This is a genomic window from Cytobacillus sp. T106, assembly GCF_040492155.1.
Lineage (GTDB): Bacteria > Bacillota > Bacilli > Bacillales > Cytobacillaceae > Bacillus_AB > Bacillus_AB infantis.
The window spans coordinates 342,457-359,898 of the sequence record NZ_JBEUMK010000002.1 but is presented as its reverse complement, the minus strand read 5'-3'; the positions used below and the strand labels follow the sequence as shown (position 1 = coordinate 359,898).

Below are 17,442 nucleotides of genomic sequence, written 5' to 3'. Positions count from 1 at the left end.
ATTATTTTTCCCCTTATTGGCAATTACTCAATTGCGTGCAGCCCTATCCCTATTAACATAGGAAAAGGATAGACCAGCATGTATCCAAAAAATAATGTTAATTCCTAATAAGGAATCATTAAACAAATATTGTGTTGCCCAAGCCAGCATGAATATCAGTAGCACGGAGCCAATTTTATAATTATTAATGACCAAAAAAAATAAATGTTTTAAAACCACAAATAGAAGTATGCAGAGTATTATTAAAGCAGGAATACCGCAGCCGAATGCTATTCCTACATATGCATTATGCGGCTTATCAACTACCACTGTATAAGTCTCAATATTCGCATGCTTACCAGGATCATTCTGAGGAAAATGATACGTGAAAGTATCTAATCCATAACCTAATAATGGACGTTCTTTAATTAGATCCCACGCTTTACCCCAAATGTATAGACGTCCAGAGCCTGCTCCTACTCCGGACTCTGGTAATTCCGGAAAATTATATTCAACTTTCTCTGCGGCATACACATGATGTGTAAATTGGCCGGTTAAACCAACATCTTTATTGTCATCAAACGGATTGTTAGAGACAAAAAAACCTATGCTTTCGTCCCATACTTTAGAATTATGACTGCTCATTAAGGACAAGATAAGGCCGCTTAAGAGCACAAAACTCATACCGACTATGATAAATTGTTTTTTGTTTTTTGATTTAATAATAAGTAATATGATTAAAGGTGAAACTGCTAATAAGGTTACAAACCCACTGCTCGATAATGAAGCCAGCAGCATAGAAAAAGCTGCCAATGAGAATAGTAGATTTATCAAGCTTCGTAGTCTGTTTTTGTCCAATAAAGACCAGGTCAAGAGTAGGCCAATAATAACAGCGGAAACTCCGCTTACGTAGTTTCCATGATTAATAGTGGAAATCAACTTCGAACCTTCATTTATATGTGAGCCTTCGGGCATATTTGAAAACAACAGATTCTTACCAAAGTCAGTCTTCAAAATATCAAAGCCATAGAATCCAAGCAACCCTAAGGTAGTATTGATCAATACAAATGGATACAAAACATAAATAAACCATTTAATATTCTTAGAGCTTAATGTTATGTTTGAAGCGATAAAAAAGAGGGTAATATAGCATAAGTAAGTTAGAGTACCTTCGTGACGATTGTACATTCCAAATAGCGCTAAACTCTTATTTGGGGCGAAAACTGCTGAAAGAACAATCAATACTGCAAGTATTCCAGTCAGCAGGTTAATTTTAGATTTTGGAATCATGTATCCCAAAATCACTACTTTATATAGGAAAACTATCGCTAACCCTATTGTTCCGATTAGAAGAACGACAAACTTATAAAAAGTAAATATATCGCTTTTCATTCCGGTATCAAGGGAAGTTCCAGTAACCAACGGGCTTGCAAATTCAGAAAAATGGACTCTTGCTATTAATGGGACAACTAATAAAATTAGCAATAATCCCCAAACTAATATGCTATCCGCTTTTTTCATCTCAAGCTGGTCTTCAGATAACTGCACTTCTTCCTTCCGATTAGATACTCTTTCTTTTATCTTTTCACCAAATATCTCATCAAGTTTTGACATATAATCACCTTTGCTGTTCTGTTTCTATTTGTGCTAATAATTCATCTGCCCTTTGCACATATTCATCTGGCAGCCCCACAGCTTTTCCGTGCTCGATATACTGCTGAGAAATACCCAACTCACCTTTATAAAACAACATTTCTCCAAATTGAAGCGAGAAAAGTGGATCTTGTACAATAAATGGCATCTGATCAACTGCCTTTTGATAATAAAGAGCTGCTTTCTCAAAATCACCTTCCATAGCATAAATTAACCCAAGATTTCTTGTTATATTAGCCTGGTCATGGTATTTATTATGCAGGTGTAACATTTTTTCCTTTGCGTTACCTATTTGGTCCTCTTGCATTTCACCTAGCGCTACTTGATACTGCTGAAAATCCTCTATATACCTTTTATCCTGATTTTCCCCAGCAATATATGTATATATAGTCCCTGCTCCCACAAGTGCAACTAAGCCTAATAGCACAAATTTTCGATATTTATCTTTCATATTAGACTCCTTTAACCAAAATTCTACAAATATTACTCTTACTAATTTTATTGGAAAATGTTTATATTATCAATAGAAGTTACCAGATTTGTAATTATATAATATTTACCAATAATTATATTAAAATAAGGGCATTTAAAAAGACCGGGGATAAAATCCCCGGTCGATCTTTCTTTATCCATTATTACTGGATAGAAATCTGCTTGAATGTTGTAGCATTTCCGTTTACATCAACAATATCGATTGTGTTTGATGCTTTAACAGAAAGACCAGATAAAGAAGATAGGCTTTCTGATAATGTGATAGTTACTTCATTACCGTTAATAACTTCACCTGTTAATGCTTCTGCTAAAGGAGTAGTAGAAGTACCTTGGAAAATTTCGAAGTCACTTCCCGGAGTGCTTCCATCTCTTACAGCTTCACTGAATGTAAGCTTAATAGTATCAGGGCTAGTTACTACTGCAGAAGTTACAGTTGGAGCAACATTTTCAGTCAGGTTAATAGTTCCCCTTGCTGTATTTTCAAGAATACCGCCTAATGCTGTTTTAACACCAGAAACTGAATAGTTGCGAAGACCTGTGAAAGTTACAGAGTCAGATTTAAGAGTTAAAGTAACGATCTTTTTCGCTGGATCTAAGATTTCTGCTTTTTCAACAACAGCTCCATCAATAGTGTAGTTTGCAGGATTTGTTGCAGTTGCACCGTCAACCTCTTGATTAAACGTTACTAAAACTTGGCTGTTTCCAGTACCTTTTGCAAATGTGTTAACAGCTTGAGGAGATACATTTCCAACTACTGAATCTGTTCCGCGTGTAAATTTAATTGCTCCTGTTTTTGCAGCATTTTCAACAGCAGAAACATTTTGAACTAATCCACTTGGAAGGTTAAGCGTGTACGCAGTTCCCTCTACCAGGTTAAGATCAGCTAGAGCTACTTTAAAGGAATTCGAAGAACCTTCAACAGCAACTAATTCATTAGCTTCAACCGTAACAGACGCACTATTGTTAGTTACATAGTCTTTAACACTGCTTCCAGTTAGTGTGAAACCATTTGTATCCTTAAGTGTAACAGCTTTATCAAAGGCAAGAACTAAATATTCTTTTCCGTCTTTAGCGTCTTTTGTTACTTGTGCAGAAGCTAAGACTGGAGCCACTGCATCAGCTTTAAATTCCACTAATTTAGAATATGCAGCACTAGTTTCTCCGCTTAGGTCAGTAACAGCACCCGCCACTAAACCAACTGTTTTAACACCATTTTGTGGAGCACTTAATGTTAATACATATTTTGTAGGGTCTGTTTCACTTTTTGTGATTTCTGAAACTGCAACACCCGTTACATCACTAGTAGTGAATCCAGTCACTTCTTCGCTGAATTTCACTTCAACTTTATTTGGAGCCACAACATTTAATGCAGATACTGTTGGTGCTACTCCATCTTTCTCACCTTTTTGTACTGCCACTGTAGCAGGGTTTGGCGTTAACAGGTTATTAGCATAGTCCATTGCACCAATAAACTGAACAACAATTGCTTTGTTTGTCTCAACTGTATTAGCAGAGAGGTCAACAGTTCCAAATTTACCAGAAGCGTCTAAATTGAAGCTTGCTCCAACTACTGCAGAACCATCAGTATATTTAAAGGAAACAGTTCCTGCATTTGAAATTGGTTCTGAGAAGTTAACTTTAGAAATTGTAGGGCTTACTCTTTCTGCACCTGCAATGGACGGAGCAGTAGTATCATTAACATTAAACTTAGAGATATATGATTGTACAAAATCTCCGTTAGTAGTCTCCACTGCTTCTTTATTTATGTTTACTGTGTATTCACCGTTCAAGCCAGTGTTAGCTGTAAGAACAACAGTCTTTTTGTCTGAGCTTAATTCAGCAGTGAAAGTTGGGCTGTTTGGGCCAGAAACTGTAATATTCTTTAATACCTTTGTAGAAGCAGTTATTACAGAATCAGCTTTGATTTCTTTGTTGAATGTAATTGATACTTCTTTAGCATTTAAAGCACTTACAGCTTTAACAACTGGAGTTAGTTGCGCTTCTACTTCTCCAATTGATTTTGTAAGTGTCGCTTTCATAGTTGCATTTTGAACTTGGCTGATGTATTTATTTGCTTCCGCTAAGTGTTTCTCAACTTCCGCCATATTGTTAGACTCAAGAGCCTCACCAGCAAGGTCTAATTCCATTTTTACTGTTACAGCATAAAGAGCGCTGTCGCGAACCGCTTCTGCAGCTTGCTTGTATTGTCCGCGGATTTCATCGCGAGTTGATTTACCGTATACGCGGTCCAGAAGCACACCTTGTTTGCGGATTTCTTTTGAAAGCTCGTGGTATGCAGTTTCAGTTGTATCGTTGATAGCGCCTTTAGCGATTTGAGCAGAAAGAACGTCTTGCTTTGCTTTAATCTTTTCGCCGGCTGTGATTGCATCGATATAGTACATAGCACGAGTGATATGTAGGTTCACGTTTGCTTCAAGGTCAGCCAGGTAGCCAGCTTTTTGAGATGCAGGCAACTTATTTACAGCAGCAACCGCTTTGTCTCGAGCAGCTTTAGCAGCATTGTATTGTGCCCATGGGCGAGTTGTGCCATCAGCTGAACCTTCAGTTGAGATAGCCCACTTTAATACTGTACCAGCATTCTTAGCTTCGTTAACTAATTTTTGAGCATCAGTTTGAACAGATGCGTCGGCTGGTGAAGTTGCTACAAATGCTGTAGCTGCAACAGCTGTTGCGCTTAATACCTTGATTGCGTTTTTCTTATTCACGGAAAAAGCCCCCTAATAAAGTTAGTGTGTAAAATTGACCAGTTGTTATTAAAAGCAGACCCTTAATCTAGATACCTAGGATAAAGTTTCTAAACTTTTAACAGTTTAATAGAAGTCGAGGTAATATCTAGCATTCCCTCTCCATAGAATATGGTAAATCATTATAGTATTTAGATAAATGATAAATTCTTTCCAATGATATATTTATTTGGATATACAGGAAATATAATACATACTATAATCAAGTTTCTTCTATTAATATAGTAAAAAACCCAGAAGAAAAATTTCTGGGTTTTTTATGAAGGAATTTTATTGTTGGCAATATTCTATTTGTCCTTTTCCTTTTCCGCTTCGTTTAAAGAATACTTCCAGAGGTCTGCCTGATTGCGGAAATATAGGTCGCCGTTGTAATTTTGGACTAGATCATAAGCTCCGTCCTCTTTTAAAATTTCATAGTATAGAGTTTTAGGATTCGCTTTGAAGAGCTTTCCTTCGACAGTCCCATAAATATTACCGTCCAAACCTTCAATAATATTACCGTTATGGAATCGGCCGGAAATGAGGTTAAGTATTTGCTGTGTCTTTATCTCTTTTGTGTCAGGGTTGTATGAAAACAAGGTTCCATCCGCCATTCCCCAGATCACATTATTCTTATCAACCATCAAACTTGTAATCATACTAGCACTCATTGGGAGATGAATGTATTCAGGTTGTTCTGGACTTTCTGGACGGAAGCGGAAAAATCTTGCTCCGCGATCATTCACTTTATAGTTGGCGTGGATAGATGTGCCTCCGTATACATAGCCATTGTGGTTGGTAAATGAAACCAAACTCTGATTATAGATATAATTTTCATGCACTTCATATTTATTTTCTTTTAAGTCGTATACTGCTAGAGCACCGCCGCCAATACTTGTCTCTGGATAAGTACCCACAAATACTTTATTCAGCTTTGGCATAGCCATTATGGCTGTAGATCTTGATTGACCAAAGTTGCCGAGCCTCATCATTTCCCGAGGGTTTGTAACAGACCATGGCTTTGTTAGATCAAGCTCCAATACACGAGCGTTTGGATATGCACCAATATATAGCTTATCTCCCATCAAAGACATAGATTCAATTTGGCTAATGTTTTGGAAAAGCTTTGACGTATTATCTTTCGTGTTATAAATGGCCAGCCCGCCGGACATATAGCCATTTATGAAGATATTTTCTTTCTTCTCATCAGCCAGCATCGTATACAGAGTGACTGGCTGGGCTGGGAGATCAAGCTTTGTAATCTCATAATAGCCTGTTTGAATATTGTATCTGAACATATTGCCTGCATTATCTATCTGGCCAACCAGTGTCAAACCAGGATATAACTCTTGATCATTCAATTCAACAAAATCCAGATTGAGCAGCTCCGTGCCTTTTAACAATGGAACTTGGAGATCTGTTGTCTCTTTGGTCAACAGGTTGTATTTAAAGAATGAATTGTCTTTTGAAAAGTAAATCTCATCCTCCAGAATATTTGAGACAGTTCTGGAGTTAAGCTCCAACTCATCAATCTTTTCCAATGTACTTTTGTCAAAAATGATTAACCTATTCGATGGATCCATTCGGGCAAACAAATAATTATCCTGGACCTTCAAGTCTCTTATGTACTTATCATCCTGGTACTCACTCGGAAGAAAAGCGGTCTTCTTTTTCGTTTGAAGATCATACTTCACAAGCTCTGCCTTTGAACCAACACCTATATATAGAGAATCATTTTCTTCATCATAGATAAGGGATTTCGCAAATTCTTTCTTATTCATAATCTGACCGAAGTTATTTAAGACTTCAGTCTCTGGTTCATATAAAAAGACAGATCCGCCATAAGCAGTTGAACCAAATATCTTTCCATTGGCTGCATCAATATCCTGAATAGCTGTGTCCTTCGGGTTTGTTAGCTTATTCCCGTGATCTACAAACTCTTTTGTATTCGGATCATAGCTATACACATTTCCATTCGTTGTACCGCCAACCCATACTATACCCTTTTCGTCAACATCTAAACCCCATGCGCTTGTAGAATTCGACAAAGTGAAGACGTCTACAGTTTGGTTTGTGTTTAGGTCGACAACTGCCAAGGCTGAAGGTGTGCCGTGCATGATGAAGTACATGTAGTCATTTCCAAGATTGTCAGTTCCAGAGGTGGCCGTTAGTGCTGATGTTTGGAAAACCTTTGGTCCTATGTTATCTATTGGGGTAAATTCATCTATATCTTGATTACTCCCTTGTGCTTTTACATCCACATTGCCCATAAACACTAGGGCCATTCCTGCCGCCAGTAAGTTTCTAATTAACATCTTTTCCCCCCTCAAAATAAAAAGAGAAGCTGCTATTCGCAGCTTCTCCTAAAACAGCAGTCTTATTGTACTCGAATTAAGCTTGGGATTTTCGCAAGCAGGTTATCTTGGTTGTTCACACCGTTTACAGACTTCAGGTAAACCGGTCCAGCATGATTGAATGAGTTATTCACAGCTGAAAGGTTAGAGTAAACTGGTTGGCCAAGAGTAACTGTTACACGGTTAGTTTTGTTAGTACCTGTTACTACTTTTGTATCAGCAGTTGCAGTTCCAACAGTGTAAGTAGCCTCAACGCCTTGGTTATCTACAAATGTTAATGTATCGCCATTTTCAAATGTAGCTGTATCACCAGTAGTGAATGTGAATGAAACTTGTGCTCCAACGTTAACTAGGTTAGTTGAAGTTACAGTTGTTACTTCAAACGCACCTTCTTTAACATAAACTACTTCGCTAACTGAAGATGTTGTTCCAGGAGCTTGGACTCCAGTTGGCAACTGAAGTACTCCAAATTGGTTAAGAGCATTCTTATCAAGGTTTACTTGAGTAGAATAGTTTCCAGCACCATCAACTGGTGTTGAACTATGAAGTACATAGTTAGTGCCATCGTAGCGGTAAATATGAGCAGTGTATCCTGCTTGACCTTTACCAGCTAAAACAAATTGCTCGTCTGGAGCTACACGGAAAGGATCTGCAGCTGTTGTATCGCGATTTGGATTAGTTACAGTTAAGTCAGAAAGAGTCTTCTTAAAGATTACATTAAAGTCAGAAATCTTGCTTGATCCACCATTGTTTTGGTAGTTTACTCTTACTTTGTTACCTTCTGCTAATGCTGCTTCAAAGTCAGCAAGGCTAACTGGTGTACCATTATCAAGTACTGTATCGTTAGTATCGTATGAATACCATTGAGGAGATCCAGAAGCAACAGTTCCAATAAAGAACTTGCCTGCTTTATCTACATAATTAACAGTTACTTCAGTGCTGCCAGTTGCAGTACTTGTATTTGACGCCTCAGTTACAAAGTGAGTTTTGCCTGTTTTAACTTCTTTTCCAGTTGTTTCGTTTTCAAATGTTAATGTTCCAACTGCATCAGAAGCTGTTGCTCCAGCACTCTTAGCAATCTTAACAGTAACTTTACCGTCAGCGTTAGGTACTGCAGTTGCAGTAGTCCTTGCAGTTACGTTAACTCCGTTAACAGCCACAATTGCCACATCACCTGTTGTAGTAAGGTTTACTACACCTCTGTATGCAGAGTTATCAGCGTTTTTGAATGTAGCAGTGAACACACGGCTGCCGTCAGCCTTTAAGTATACTTCAGAATTGTTGTCAATTACTAAAGAATTGTCAGCTGGGTTAGCAGGTGTAGAGAAAGCTACACTTGTTTTTGCACCTTTGTAAGACAGTGTGTAAGTTTTTCCAGCTGCTTGAGTAGTTGTTGTTAGTGTAACTGTCTTTGCATCTGATGATAATTTTGCATCAGTAACAGTAAGACCGTTATCAAAAGCAAAGTGTGCAATTGAAACAGCGTCAACAGCTTTGTTGAAGTTTACAGTTACAGTTGTGTTGTTAACACGAGAAACAGATACTGGTGCAAGTGGTAAAGAAGCCACTACATCGTTTCTGTCTTTAGTAAGTTGATCTTTGAAAGTCGCGCTAACTTGGTTCATCCAAGCATTAGCTTTTTCTACATGCTCACCAGCTTTTTTGTAGTCGCCAGCTTTAACTGCTGCAGCTGCATCAGCTAAGTGCATGTGAACAGTAACGTCTACTTGTACAGATTTAACTGCATCTTCTGCAGGTTTTTTAGTTTGATCAAGGATAAGCGCACGAGTTGATTGACCATACACACGATATAGTAACTCAGCTTGCTTACGAACTTCTTTAGTAAGAGCATGGTAGTTTGCTTCTACTTTATCAAGGTCTTTAGAAGCAATTGCTGCTTTCAACGCTGCAGTTCCTGCCTCAATTTTCTTTCCAGCAGTGATCCCGTCAATGTATGCCATCGCACGAGAGATTTGAACATCTGCAGCTTGTAAACGAGCTTCATAAAGTACTTTATCTTTACCGCTTGTTTTAGCAACAGCTGCTTTAGCTTTTGTAGTTGCATCTTTAGTTAAGTTGTAAAGTGCCCAAGGAGCGTTTGCTCCATCAGCAGTACCCTCAACTGAGATTGCCCATTTAAGAGCACCTGCTGCATTTTCAGCGTCTTTTACTAATGCTTCTACGTTTACAGCTGCATCAGCTTGGTTAGCTGGAGCCGCTGCTACGAATGCTGTAGCGGCGATTGCTGTAGAAGTAGCGAGTTTGATTGCTTTCTTCTTCATAAACTTGTATTCTCCCTTCAGCTATGTAGTGCTTTTTTATTTTGTAGCAATGAATACCATGGTTGTTTATACCTATTTATTCACCGCTTACCTAACTAGTAAAAAAGTATACTAGAGAGCTAAATTAATTGCAATAGTTTCCAACTAATTATTTTTTTGGTAAGACGGGATTAATTTGCCACCAATGGTCTTCTTTTCAATATTAATACATATCTTACTAAATTTCTACAATTTTCTGCTGAAAAATGCACTTTTTAATAAATTTGTAATAAATTTACTTTTGATTCTGGTAAAATCACACCCTGCTATTCTATTCACCTTTTTTCCAATTATACCTTAATAAAATAAAAAAATGGGTATATCGGAAAATTTTTCATGTACTTTCCTTCTAAATTTGGTAAACTATTCTTAAGAAGGTACTTTCCTTCCAAAAAGGATGCTGCTTTCTTTAAACTTGTATTTAGTACTGCGTACTAACCTTCTGCTTCAGCGCGGGGAAAGAGCTGCCAATTTATGGCGGCTTTTTTTCTTTTTAAGGGTGGTACATTGTTCCTATCCATTGTAAAATTACATTTATACATATATGGAAAGAAAAGGTGGATTACTATGAAAAAAGGATTAAACCTCTTTGTCACCCTAGTTTTAATTGGAACTGCTGTCATCTCTTTTCATACTGCAAAAGGATATGCAGCGACTATTCCATCAGTTGAGCACACCTATCCTTCATCCAATGATCAGTTTGTGCCAGTCGATACGGACATAAAGATTGAATTTAATGCCGCAGTCAGAAACGTAAATAGCAGTAGCATCACCGTTTATGAAAACGGAGTGTACCTTCCTTTAAGTGTAGATGCCTACAAAAAAAACGGGAATACGCTTTCAATTATTCTCAGCAAACCATTGGACTTCAATAAGACTTACTTTGTCAGCCTGTCCGGAAACTCTGTTGAACTTGCGAACGGGCAATATAATCAGAATTTAAACTTTTCTTTTAGAACGAATTACTATGACTTTTACGAACTGATGGTCATTAATGAAAAGCGTCTAAAGGACCTTCTGGCTGCTTACTCTCCCAGACAGATCATGGCCGTGGCTCCCAAAAAATATATCAATGAAGTAACCGTGCTGCATAAGAAGCAGGGATCACTGCAGGAAGATCAGTCTTCCACGAATGGTATTACCAATATAGATGTTGTTACTAAACCAGAGGATGTGGGTTATGTTCATGTTGATATTATGAAGGGAGATAAGGTTCTTAAGCATCAATATGCGAGCAAGGTGACCGCCGATCCAAACATCAAAGCTAAGTCAAAGAACAATACTTTTACCTTTGATGTTGGATTTTCTAAGATGCCAGATTTCTACGATGTGAGGGTTAAAGTCTTTAATCGGGCCAACGAGTTGATAGATACAAAAATCATTAAGTTTTCCGCAGCTGAAAAAGTCATAACGGAATACAGTGATTCTTATAAATACAAAACCGATGGAGCCGTGATATCTTTCCATGAACTGTTATCAGATGATAAGCTGTTCAGCACTCTTCTCAGCGAGCATGATATCCGTGATTTAAAAGTACAGGTAGTGGATAGATAATGTCTGTTAAAAAAACATTATTGATCCTATTAATTCTTTTAATTCCTATCAGCCTAAGAAGCTATGCAGCTACCGAAGAGGTCAGTCTTGATGAGAGAGTGATCAGCGATCCCCGGAAAAGCTGGGTCGTCACCTTCAATCACCCTATAAATTTGGGGTCAGTGAAAAAGGAAAACGTGTACATTATTGATCATATTGGAAAGCGGATTGACACCTCCTTGAACGTGCTGGGTGAGGGTAACAAGCTCAACATTTCCCCTAATACCCCTTATTCACTGGATAAAACCTATTTTTTGCATATTAAGGGAAATCTTCGGTCAGGAAAGAAACTTTACTTAAATCAGCATACAATTGTTCCTTTTGCTTTGGAGGGTGGAAAAGCAGCCAAAGCTATGGCGGTTGAGGCAAGTAAAGCTGCCGGGACAAGCAAGGGGCTTGGATCCAATAGCCCGAGTAAATCTTCCTCCAGTAATAAAGAGCCTGCAGATGCAGGCAGTGAAAAGGATGAAGAAAAGCCAAAGTTTATTCTGAATTCCGAGGTAAAGCAGCATGAACACTTTGCTGAAATTATTGTGACTGTCAGCGATGAGGTGACAAGTGTAAAAGCAGGCTCCGTTGAGCTGGATTATAAGGGAAATAATCAGTTTCTCCTCTATAAGCCTGGAGCGAAGCCAGGCGATACTATCCTGATTAAGGGATACAGTATGTCCAAAAAGGTACTGGAAACAAAGGAGATAAGCATTCCATAATGAAGAAAAAATCACCGTACAAATTAATGATGATCAATATGTTCGTTTTTACCATGATATTGGTGAACCTGGCTATCTGGCCATTGATTTTTTCACATTTTGATAATAAGGAAAACACAGGTAAAACCACTGAAGCTGGAGCAATTTCCGGACCAGCTGAAATAGATGCGGTTTCTGAGAGTCCTGCAGACAGTGAGTCTAATGAAGATAGTGAGCCTACGGAACCTTCAGGCAGCCAGGAGAAAAGCGAAGATCTTTTTAAAATTGTAGAGATTAAATGAAACTTTTTTTGGGGGTGCCTCGTCTTAATATATGACACTGGTACATTGAGCAGTGAATGGTCCATGGCTGGTGCTTACCTAACTTGGCAGATCGCTCTGCCCTTTTTAGCCGGTACAGAGATTTTCTCTGCTGCCGGCTTTTTCTTTTTTTTGCTTTGGGAATGATAAGGTGTGGTGATGTTTTTTGGATATTAAGTTAGTGGCTATCATATTGTTTACGATCATTATACATACAAGCGAGACGCTCGCTTACAGCATCCGCCTTGGCGGTGTGAGGCTGAGAAAGATTGCTGTGTCGCTCTCGCTTACGGGGATAGTGCTGCTTGTTGCGCGAACTTCCAACCTTGTTCAGGCTCCCCTGCTTGGCGGTGTCATTGACAGTGCCAGGGTAAACGAGGCAATTAATGTGGAGGGGACTTTTCGGCTTGTTCTGCTTAGTGCTTCTGCAGGTACACTTCTGGCCATTGTCCTGTTTCCTACTTTTACAAAACTGGCGATCTTTGTGATTAAGCGGTTTGAGGCTGAGGGTTCAGTGTTTGCTTTGGTCAGTGCCACTAATATAAGCAAGCTGAAAAAGACCGGCTCTTATGTGAGGCGGCCCAGGTTTCAAATGCTCGAGAGACTGAGGGTCGGCGGCATTCCGAAGCGGATCATGCTGATGAATATGATTGTGACGGCTATTTATACGACCGGGATTCTTTCAGCTTTGTATGCTTCGCTTGTAAGTCCCGATCATTCCACGGCTTCCAGTATGGCTACAGGGCTGATTAATGGGTTTGCAACAATCCTGCTGACATTGGTTCTCGACCCTCGTATCGCGCTTTTGACTGAGAAAGCACTCACTGAGGAAGGGGGCGCCGACAATATGGCTAAGATGTACGGCTGGCTTATGATTTCTCGTTTCTGCGGAACACTGCTTGCCCAGCTGCTGTTCTTGCCTGCTGCTTATTGGATTGCTTGGGTTAGCGGGGTTTTGAATTAGGGTCAGACCCCTACTAAGTACCTAGCCTTCTTTCTTATGTGCCACTATATCCCTTTTTCGGATTGATACTGGCTTAAAGATGGTAACGGCATATAGCAGGCACAACAGTCCCGGGAAGATGAAAAAGAAGATTGTCCCTGTACTGGTGTTTATAAAATCAAGGAGCCGGCCGGCTTTAGGAATGGTTATGCCTGTGTAGACGCCGGTGATTTGTTGTGGCTGGACTGCTTCCTTGTCAGGGAATTGATTCTTATCCCCTTTTGTTACAAATGACATCTTACCATCCTGATTACTTACGTGGACTATTCTATGAGTTACTGAATAGTCTTCTTTTGTGAAGGTAATGATATGCCTGCTTTTAGGCCTTCCAGAGTTATGTATTCTTTTCATAATGGCAATGGAGCCTGTTGGAATAACAGGCTCCATTGAACCGGATAAGACCTGTTTGGCTTCGTAGCCAAACAGGCTTGGGTCTTCTCCTGTTAGTTTGGATGAAAGAAGGGAGAAGATAATAACAATTGATAGAGTGAGAAAACTGTAATATAGAGATCTAAGCATCCCTATTAATCCGGTTGCCCTGCTGTGCTGCTTTCTTTAGCTTCTGGCTGCTGCTCAGCTTCAGCGGGTTTTTCCTGGGCAGGCTGTTCTGCTTGTTGTGATTCCTCTTTAGCTGGTTCCCCTTCTTTTTGCTCATTGTTGCCTTTATCCTCACCTGGCTTTTCAGCTTCTTCTTTCTTCTGTTGTTCTTCTGCTTTTTTCTTCTCTTCCTCTTCCTTCTTCTTTTCCTCCTCTAACTTTTTCTGTTCTTCTTCTTTTTTCTTTTCCTCTTCTTTTTTCTTCTCTTCTTCCTCCTTCAGCTTTTTGAGGCGTTCTTCTTCTTTTTGTTTTTCAATGAGCTGCTGGATTTGGGTGTCGATGTTTGCAATCTCCTGCTGAAGGATTATTATTTTTGATTTGAGACTCTCATTTGCCGCTTCAAGTGACTTGATATTGTCCTCAAATTGTTTGGATTGTTCTTCGAATTGTTTTACCTGCTCTTCAGTCTGCTTAATTGCTTCTTCCATTTTCTCTGTGTTCTTTTCATTTTTTCCTTCAATCACAATTAAAGCTTTCAAAATCATTGGGAAAAAGTCAGGATCATACGCGCATGGCAATTCTACCAGTTCCCTTGCCTCTTCAATAAATTTCTTAATTTCTTTAAACTGGTCTATTTTATTTTGGATGTCTTCTTTTACTTTAGGCAGCGCTTCGCCAGCTATCGTTCCCAGCTCCGTCTGCAAGGCTTGCAGGTCTGCTGTTAGCTCATTAATTTGGCTTATCTTGCCTGTATTGACTTGAATTTCACTCTCAGCCGCTGTAATTTCAGATGACACCTGAGCCTGAATGGCCTTCAAACCTTCAACGGTTGATGAATCGCCTGGAGGTACTGATGAGGATGGAGGGGCAGCCTCCCCTTCTGTATCTTTTGTTATCTCACCGGCTTTTTTGGTGAATTCCTCAATTTTGAGTTCCTCAATTGTACCCAAGGCCTCTTCAAGCACTTCCTCCATTTCTTTTGCCAGCTCTTCTGCCTTATCTTTCTGTTCTTCTATGTAACTAGGGAAGATTAAACATGCTTCAATCGCAATGTCCTGCTCTTCCGAATCATTAAATTCTCCGTAAGTTGTAGTCGTCAGTTTTGTACTTCCGAGCAATATAGAAGAAATAGCAATGCCTGAAGTAAACACTCTTCTTAACCGCCTTCTTTTTTCCTCGAGCCTTTTCTTAATGCGTACAGACCTGGGATCCATGAGCACCCCTCCTTTTATTCTTTATAAAGAACAACTAGTGCAAAAAATATCTGTTTTCCTTAATAATACTATAATTATACAACAACAGGTCAAATATTCAACAGTTTTTTCTTTATATAGAACTATTGTAAACTTAAAGATGATGAAAGATAAGGCACTAGATAGTCGACTTTTGGCTGGGTGTTCCCTTTGACGAACTTACTTATGGTATCAGGATTATCTTGAAGTATAATCAGTTCGCTGAATTCAGGCTGCTTCCCCTCTTTGATTATGGCGATTGAGTGCTGTTCGAATACTGTTTTAACTTGTTCTATATTTAATTGAGTTTTGCACTCGAATATGACAGCCCAATGGTCATACTCCCCACCGCTCTTCAAGTACATGGGGCGAATCCGGTATTGCTCGGGGTTCAGCCCCATTTCCTCCTGGATTTCTCTTTTAATATTTTCTTCCAGGTCAAAGCAGGTGCCGTTCAGGTCTGTTTCATCAATTCCTCCACCAGCAAACTGCAGACGGTGAGGTGTCGAGGTATGCTTATTCATCTGTCCGAAAATAAAATGGCTATCATTAGTATGCACAGCCGCACATGTATAGATAACTCTGCACGGATAATCACAACCAGGATGGTTGATGGTATATAGATAATGCATATAATCTGTTTTTTGTACTTGTATATGAAGTTTTTCCGAAGAGTGCTCGGCCTCTCCGATGCAATAAATAACACCGTTTTTTAGTGTGGGGTTTTCCTCTGTCCTTTTTTGCCAGTATTCCTCTTGGCTCTTACGGATTGCTTCAGGAAGGTTCAATGGTCTATCAACGTATTCGACTATCACTTTTTCTGGCATGGCTTGAATCTTTATTTCTTTCACTGTGTTCACCATTTTCCATTTTATTATTATCCCTTATGTAATATTCTACAGATAGCAGGAAGGCTCCTGCTCATTTCCAGTAAAATCAATTAAAGGAAAAGACCGGCAATAGATACGTCCCTTGCCGGTATTTTAGGTAAAAAGTAGGGGTCAGACCCCTACTTTTATCTCTAGATAGATACCCTTTGCCATCTTCTTGGCTGTGCTGCTTGTCCATTTTGGATGGATGAGAAGCAGGTATTGGCCTTTTGGCTGAAGCTTTGCTTTCGGCGTGATGGTCATGGTGCGCTTGTCATTTGATTTTACTTCGACCGCCACTTCTTGGCCGCCCAGTTGAATGAGCTGGACGTCGTCCGTTCTGAGGCCGGTCCAATTCATATCCATGTTCATGGCCACTTTAAAGGTTTTTGTTACTGGTACGTTGTTGAGCGCAGGCAGCTTTAGATAGCCTGGGTGCTGTGCTAAGAGCTGATCCCTGTGGGAAATTTGAAGCTCCTCGTTTTCTGTTGTAATCACGTCTGGCTTCACACCTATTTTGTTGACTGCCGTCCCTTTTGGTGAATAGAAATGGGCTGTTGTGAGCTTAAGAAAGCTGTTGTCGCTCAGGGCGAACAGGGTTTGCATGGAGCCTTTTCCGAATGAATTCTGTCCGTAGAGTACAGCTCCCTTCTGCTCCTTCACAGAAGCAGAAAGCATTTCAGAGGCACTGGCACTATATGGATTGATCAGTATATGGGTTGGCTTTGTGAAGTGGACCTTTTGCGGTATGGCTTTATAAACTTCTTCAATTCCGCTCTTATCCCGGAGCTGGAAAGCATCCTTTACGCCAGGAAAGAAGCCGGCTATTTCCTGGGCTGCCGTTACATGACCGCCTCCGTTGTTGCGGAGGTCGAATATCCAGCCTTTTACCGCTGGCATGCTTTTGATTGCCGCTTCAATCTGCGCTCTTGAATTTTCAGCAAAGCTGTTCAATCTCAGGAAGCCTATACCGCCGCCCAGCATGGCGGTCTCTGTGTTTGGCAAGTGAATGACCTCTCTGGTCATAGTAATTGTTATTTTCTCGTTTGTCTGTGCTTTTATTATCGAAAGCTCCACCGCGGTGCCTGCTTTTCCGGAGATCAAGGAAATGGCAAATTGCACAGACTCTCCTGCCAGGCTTTGGCCTCCTGCATGGGTAATGATATCCCCTGCTTCAAGCCCCGCCTTCTGTGCCGGACCTTCTTCAATGACAGAAAGAACCTTTATGCCAGCCTTATCTTCTTCCAATGTCACTCCTATCCCGACAAGCTCTCTTTCAATGGTATTGAAGAATCTTTCGTATTCCTCAGTGGACATGTAGACAGAGTATGGATCGAGATAGTCTGTAATCCTTTTTGCTGTAGGCTGCTCGAGAACATGATCCGGAACATCTTCTACGTAGTAATTACTTATGATCTGCCTGATTTCATCCAGCGGTTCTGCGGCTGATGCGGGCTGTGCGGAAAACACCAGCAGGAAAGCCATCAAAGACATTAATGCTGTTTTAAACTGTTTCAATTCTTTTCCTCCATCACTAGGTTGATATATGACTATTTTAGTATGATTATCCAAAATTTGATAGCTTTCGACAAGGTCTTTTTAATCTTGAAGTTTTTTAATTGATACTTGGCGGAGTTGAAAACTCTCCCTTTTGTT

The 17,442-nt window shown here is 39.7% G+C and carries 13 protein-coding genes; 4 read left to right on the top strand and 9 right to left on the bottom strand.

The window, feature by feature from the left end:
* Positions 1-27 precede the first annotated feature (27 nt).
* From ABU165_RS06190 to ABU165_RS06170, 5 genes are all read right to left on the bottom strand, one after another.
* Positions 28-1,593, bottom strand: coding sequence for an O-antigen ligase family protein (locus tag ABU165_RS06190; protein ID WP_318059785.1), 1,566 nt, complete (start codon positions 1,591-1,593; stop codon positions 28-30).
* Positions 1,594-1,597: 4 nt separating this feature from the next.
* Positions 1,598-2,083, bottom strand: coding sequence for a tetratricopeptide repeat protein (locus ABU165_RS06185; RefSeq protein ID WP_318059784.1), 486 nt, complete (start codon positions 2,081-2,083; stop codon positions 1,598-1,600).
* Positions 2,084-2,267: 184 nt separating this feature from the next.
* Positions 2,268-4,850 carry an Ig-like domain-containing protein gene (locus ABU165_RS06180; RefSeq protein ID WP_318059783.1) on the bottom strand — a complete coding sequence of 861 codons (2,583 nt, stop codon included), beginning with the start codon at positions 4,848-4,850 and terminating at the stop codon, positions 2,268-2,270.
* A 326-nt stretch (positions 4,851-5,176) separates the two neighbouring features.
* Complete coding sequence (locus tag ABU165_RS06175; RefSeq protein WP_318059782.1) at positions 5,177-7,183, bottom strand: ligand-binding sensor domain-containing protein; 2,007 nt, start codon at positions 7,181-7,183, stop codon at positions 5,177-5,179.
* 62 nt (positions 7,184-7,245) lie between these two features.
* Entirely contained in the window at positions 7,246-9,504 is a 2,259-nt protein-coding gene (locus tag ABU165_RS06170) for a hypothetical protein (RefSeq protein ID WP_318059781.1), read from the bottom strand.
* 606 nt (positions 9,505-10,110) lie between these two features.
* Between ABU165_RS06170 and ABU165_RS06165 the strand changes: the two genes are divergently transcribed.
* From ABU165_RS06165 to ABU165_RS06150, 4 genes are all read left to right on the top strand, one after another.
* The gene (locus tag ABU165_RS06165; RefSeq protein ID WP_318059780.1) at positions 10,111-11,097 is read left to right on the top strand and encodes an Ig-like domain-containing domain; all 987 of its coding nucleotides are present in this window, start codon (positions 10,111-10,113) and stop codon (positions 11,095-11,097) included.
* Positions 11,097-11,846, top strand: coding sequence for a hypothetical protein (locus ABU165_RS06160; protein WP_318059779.1), 750 nt, complete (start codon positions 11,097-11,099; stop codon positions 11,844-11,846). The genes ABU165_RS06165 and ABU165_RS06160 overlap by 1 nt, the downstream gene beginning before the upstream one ends.
* A complete protein-coding gene (locus tag ABU165_RS06155; RefSeq protein WP_318059778.1) occupies positions 11,846-12,127 on the top strand; it encodes a hypothetical protein in 282 nt (93 codons plus the stop codon). The genes ABU165_RS06160 and ABU165_RS06155 overlap by 1 nt, the downstream gene beginning before the upstream one ends.
* A 184-nt stretch (positions 12,128-12,311) precedes the next feature.
* Entirely contained in the window at positions 12,312-13,109 is a 798-nt protein-coding gene (locus tag ABU165_RS06150) for a lipid II flippase Amj family protein (RefSeq protein WP_318059777.1), read from the top strand.
* 21 nt (positions 13,110-13,130) lie between these two features.
* Here the strand turns inward: ABU165_RS06150 and ABU165_RS06145 are convergent, their stop codons facing one another.
* The 4 genes from ABU165_RS06145 to ABU165_RS06130 all read right to left on the bottom strand — a co-directional run bounded on the left by ABU165_RS06145 (position 13,131) and on the right by ABU165_RS06130 (position 17,304).
* Positions 13,131-13,667: a signal peptidase I gene (locus ABU165_RS06145; protein WP_318059776.1), complete on the bottom strand. Its 537-nt coding sequence runs from the start codon at positions 13,665-13,667 to the stop codon at positions 13,131-13,133.
* A 5-nt stretch (positions 13,668-13,672) separates the two neighbouring features.
* Complete coding sequence (locus ABU165_RS06140) at positions 13,673-14,899, bottom strand: hypothetical protein (protein WP_318059775.1); 1,227 nt, start codon at positions 14,897-14,899, stop codon at positions 13,673-13,675.
* A gap of 122 nt (positions 14,900-15,021) precedes the next feature.
* Positions 15,022-15,768, bottom strand: a complete 747-nt coding sequence (locus ABU165_RS06135; RefSeq protein ID WP_318059774.1) for an NUDIX hydrolase — start codon at positions 15,766-15,768, stop codon at positions 15,022-15,024.
* A 150-nt stretch (positions 15,769-15,918) separates the two neighbouring features.
* Positions 15,919-17,304, bottom strand: a complete 1,386-nt coding sequence (locus ABU165_RS06130; protein ID WP_318059773.1) for a S41 family peptidase — start codon at positions 17,302-17,304, stop codon at positions 15,919-15,921.
* Positions 17,305-17,442 lie beyond the last annotated feature (138 nt).

Bases quoted from the DNA above. Each gene is read 5' to 3' on its own strand.
- ABU165_RS06155 (WP_318059778.1), top strand. From the start codon at position 11,846: ATGAAGAAAAAATCACCGTACAAATTAATGATGATCAATATGTTCGTT.
- ABU165_RS06170 (WP_318059781.1), bottom strand. From the start codon at position 9,504: ATGAAGAAGAAAGCAATCAAACTCGCTACTTCTACAGCAATCGCCGCT.
- ABU165_RS06190 (WP_318059785.1), bottom strand. From the start codon at position 1,593: ATGTCAAAACTTGATGAGATATTTGGTGAAAAGATAAAAGAAAGAGTA.
- ABU165_RS06160 (WP_318059779.1), top strand. From the start codon at position 11,097: ATGTCTGTTAAAAAAACATTATTGATCCTATTAATTCTTTTAATTCCT.
- ABU165_RS06175 (WP_318059782.1), bottom strand. From the start codon at position 7,183: ATGTTAATTAGAAACTTACTGGCGGCAGGAATGGCCCTAGTGTTTATG.
- ABU165_RS06185 (WP_318059784.1), bottom strand. From the start codon at position 2,083: ATGAAAGATAAATATCGAAAATTTGTGCTATTAGGCTTAGTTGCACTT.
- ABU165_RS06165 (WP_318059780.1), top strand. From the start codon at position 10,111: ATGAAAAAAGGATTAAACCTCTTTGTCACCCTAGTTTTAATTGGAACT.
- ABU165_RS06145 (WP_318059776.1), bottom strand. From the start codon at position 13,667: ATGCTTAGATCTCTATATTACAGTTTTCTCACTCTATCAATTGTTATT.
- ABU165_RS06140 (WP_318059775.1), bottom strand. From the start codon at position 14,899: ATGGATCCCAGGTCTGTACGCATTAAGAAAAGGCTCGAGGAAAAAAGA.